This is a genomic window from Desulfovibrio inopinatus DSM 10711, from assembly GCF_000429305.1.
Lineage (GTDB): Bacteria > Desulfobacterota > Desulfovibrionia > Desulfovibrionales > Desulfovibrionaceae > Alteridesulfovibrio > Alteridesulfovibrio inopinatus.
Window position 1 is genome coordinate 1 of sequence record NZ_AUBP01000051.1, and the last position, 3,678, is coordinate 3,678.

The following is a 3,678-nucleotide window of genomic DNA, read 5'->3' on the forward strand; positions in this document are numbered from 1 at the left end:
ATTGCTCCAGGCAATCCACACTATTGGGAACGTCATGACGATGTCATGTCCATACTCGTCGACACCGGTGTTCGCGTTGTTGAAACGGAAGAGAGTATTACAACGATTGTTCAAGACATGAAAAATCAGGATGGAACGATCGCTGCTCTTAATTCAAAAATTAAACAAAATGCAGAGTCAATAGAGCTGAAAGTAAGCCGTGATGAATTTAGTACACTCAGAGACGATCATGATGAATTGATAACGAATATTGATGAGAAGAAAGGAGAGATACAGGTTCTTTCTGACAAAATTGTTTCTCAGGTATTTGAAGGAGAATACATCCTTGGAAACGGCCAATCCTACACCATTGCCTCAGCCGTTGAACAACTCGCCAACCGGTATACCGTTAAAATCCAGGAAAACAACAACGGGGTGAAGGCGGCAACGGGATTCTCGTTGGGCATGGATGCGGCTGGCGTCGGCGAATTCATCATCATGGCGGACAAATTCAAAGTTGTCAGCCAAGAAACGATACCCAAAGGCGTCTTTGCCGTTGATTCGACGTATGGCGTCTATATCAACGGAGATTTGTTTTTGCCGGGAACGCTCCATGGGAACGTTATCGAAGCGAATACCATCACGGCTCAAGAGATCGCAGCCAATGCCATCACAGCAGATGAACTTTCCGCCAATGCCGTTACGGCTGATCACATCGCGGCCAACGCGATACTCGCACAACATATTCTTGCCGGACAAGTGTCGGCCGGACATCTTGCCGCCAATGCGGTGACTGCCGACAAAATCGCGGCTAACGCGATCGAAGGTCGTCACATCAAAGCGGATGTCATCGACGGCAAGGTACTCATGCAGAACTCCATTCCTGTGGATAAACTTTTCTCCGGCGTCGTCTGGGAGTTTCGCATGAATCAAGGCTACGGCAACCCCGATGGCGCCACACTCACCCTGGAAAAGCCAGGAGCACGCCTCTTTCTGATCTACGGAACAACATCATCCCGAGAAACCCTCCAGATGACGGTGCAAGGCAGCAGGATTCAACATCTTACCCAAACGTCGTTGGACGGTCGGGACACGTTCTTTTTCCTTGATTGCATCCCAAGAATGGACCTTGTGTCGACAACGGCACGACTCGTGTGTGCCAGCGCCAACATGAGTCCCGGAGCCTCCATCTCTTCATGGATGATGATTGGCATCACCTTCAAAGACACCAAGGCTGACTCATGATCACGACGCACGCCTACAGTATACACGACGGCATTCCGAGCATGCGCGATTCGTTTGTCATGACATTGTATGACCGCATGATCGACGAACGGCTCTATCGATCGGTCTTTTTTGATCGATCCATGTCTGATCGCTTTGCATTTCTTGCCCTCGCCAAGCGCGAGAGCACCCTGTTTTTTGTCGAGACGATCCAGAATACCCCCGCAGGATTCTTTTGGCTTGACCGGGCCGGGATGCGTGCATGGCACATCCATTTCTGCATTTTTCGAGAACATTGGGGCGAAACCGCTACCGCAATGGGACACGAAGCGTTTCGCGTTGCCCGGCATCTTCGTGAAGCAATAGGCGGCATCGATGTCATTGTCGGCATCATCCCGACATGGAACAGATTTGCCAGGGCTTACGCCCTGCGCGTTGGGATGCAGCCAACAGGAACCATTCCCCACTATCTCTATGACGGACACGACCAGACGAGTGTGGACGCGGCCGTCTATGCCTATACGTTAAAGGAGGAATAGCCATGGGCGGTGATTCACAAGTTTCAACGGAACAAAAAAGCGGCGATTCCACGTATGACATGATGCAGACATACATCGGTTTCGAACAGATGGATATGTCTAAGGAGATGTGGAACTGGGCGAAACAACAGTACAACGAAGCCAACGAGTATTTCCGCCCGTTTGAAAAAGATTTGACCAATGCCAACCGGGCCTTGATACCGTTGCAGACAGATGCCGAAGCGGGGTTGTTGCAATCGACGCTCAAAGACCTTGCCATGGGAGACGAATCGAAGACCGCACTTCATGAACAGCAGATGAAAGAAATCTCCATGTCTGCGCCGGTCGCCGAGAAGTTTTACCTGGAAGCCCTCAAGGGAATCGATCCCGACTACGAGAAAGTCACGGGACAGGCTGCCGCCGATGTTGAACAGTCGTATACGTCCAGCATGGACACGACGCGGCGGGAACTTGCACGTATGGGTCTCTCCCCGACATCTGGCGCCATGGCCAGCGCCATGACCGATCTGACCCGATCCAAGGCCGCCGACAAAGCATACGCCATGACCGCAGCCCGTGAAGCCGAAAAACAACGGGTTGAGGATTCGAATTGGGAACGGCTCAAAACCGGTATGACGGCACGCGGGAGTGCCACCGGTATTGCCGGTACCATCAACCTGTCCGGCTCCGGGCAAAATGCGGTTCAGGCCGTCCAGGCAGGAAACCCCTACTCGTATGCATCGGGCTATGCCGGGCAGTCTGCATCCTCGTTGGCGAGCGCATCCAACACGTTCGGTTCACTGTCTGACCGCAATTCCTCAACAACCACCACACAATCCGGCGGCGATTCCGGGGCCGGGTCAGCCATTGGTGCCGGTCTTGGATTGGCCACATCTATGATTGGCCTCGTGTAAGGAGACAGACATGGGAATCTGGAATGAAGTTGCGAATGGAATCGGCGCATTTTCCAAGACGTACGGGGCGATGTCTGATGCATTGGATAAGCGGGAAACCGCGAAGTACCGCAAAGACGCGAACGAGCGCGATACGCAGCGGTTTCAGTGGGAAACGGATAAACATGATCGCGAAGCACAAGAACTTGCCGAAATGGACGAGTATAGCGGTGTTGTTGGCGGATTCTTCGACAACAACATGGAACCGTTGAAGAACGCAGCCAACAAACGCAAGATGTTCGGAGAAGGCAAGCAAGTCGTTGGTTTTGGCTCCATCCCCGGTAAAGACGAGAACACGCCGGAAAAATATTTTTTTAATATCGCTGACGTCGACGGAAACGTGTCGCAGCATGATCTTGGATCGCATGACGATGTTGGTCGCCTCCTGATGAGTTTTGCTCCCTCGTCGTACAAGGCAAAATGGGCCTTGAGCATGGGCGACAAGATGGCCGAGGAAACCGGGAAGATGATGTTCGACCCGAAACATCGAGCACAACTTGAAGAACAGGCCGCACGGCTTGAGTATTTGCGGCCGCAACTGCAGGCAGACCTTAAAGGACGACAGACGGCAAACGCGCACAACGCGCTCAATCTCTCCAAGGCTCAAGACACGTACGACGCCTCGGTGTCTTCGGTAAAAAGTGGCGCTGCCCGTCAAGCATTGGAAACCGAGTTCGCCCAAAAAACACTTCCCTATCGAGTATCTGCACAACGCAGCGCATCAGAACTCGCTTCATCCACGCTGCCAGACAGACAACGCCTCACCAAGGCCCAGGCCGATGCCGTTGAGGCCAGAGTGCAAGACGCCAAAAACGATTCCGCTTTGTCTCAGGCGTTAATGAAAAAATTATCGAAAGATCAGAATTCTCCAGCTCAAACGGCTCCTTCGCACAAAAAGAGCGACACGTCGTCATCGTCTAAATCGCAGGGGATAGCCCCAGGAACAGTGAAGAGAGCATCTGACGGAAAGACGTACCGAATGGGACAAGACGGAAAGTGGCAGG

At 52.4% G+C, this 3,678-nt stretch carries 4 protein-coding genes; all 4 read left to right on the forward strand.

All coding sequences use genetic code 11. The features are described from left to right. Positions 1-1,224: phage tail tip fiber protein (locus G451_RS30680; RefSeq protein ID WP_034643153.1), on the forward strand; the 1,224-nt coding region annotated here is incomplete at its 5' end. Continuing rightward, positions 1,221-1,742, forward strand: a complete 522-nt coding sequence (locus G451_RS0120085; RefSeq protein ID WP_027185653.1) for a hypothetical protein — start codon at positions 1,221-1,223, stop codon at positions 1,740-1,742. The genes G451_RS30680 and G451_RS0120085, both read left to right, overlap by 4 nt. 2 nt (positions 1,743-1,744) lie before the next feature. After that, positions 1,745-2,635: a hypothetical protein gene (locus tag G451_RS0120090; RefSeq protein WP_027185654.1), complete on the forward strand. Its 891-nt coding sequence runs from the start codon at positions 1,745-1,747 to the stop codon at positions 2,633-2,635. Positions 2,636-2,645: 10 nt separating this feature from the next. Beyond that, the coding region (locus G451_RS30685) for a hypothetical protein (protein WP_034643156.1) at positions 2,646-3,678 on the forward strand (1,033 nt) is incomplete at its 3' end.

Excerpts from the sequence above, each read along its gene's own strand:
- G451_RS0120090 (WP_027185654.1), top strand. The coding sequence starts at position 1,745 with ATGGGCGGTGATTCACAAGTTTCAACGGAACAAAAAAGCGGCGATTCC.
- G451_RS0120085 (WP_027185653.1), top strand. The coding sequence starts at position 1,221 with ATGATCACGACGCACGCCTACAGTATACACGACGGCATTCCGAGCATG.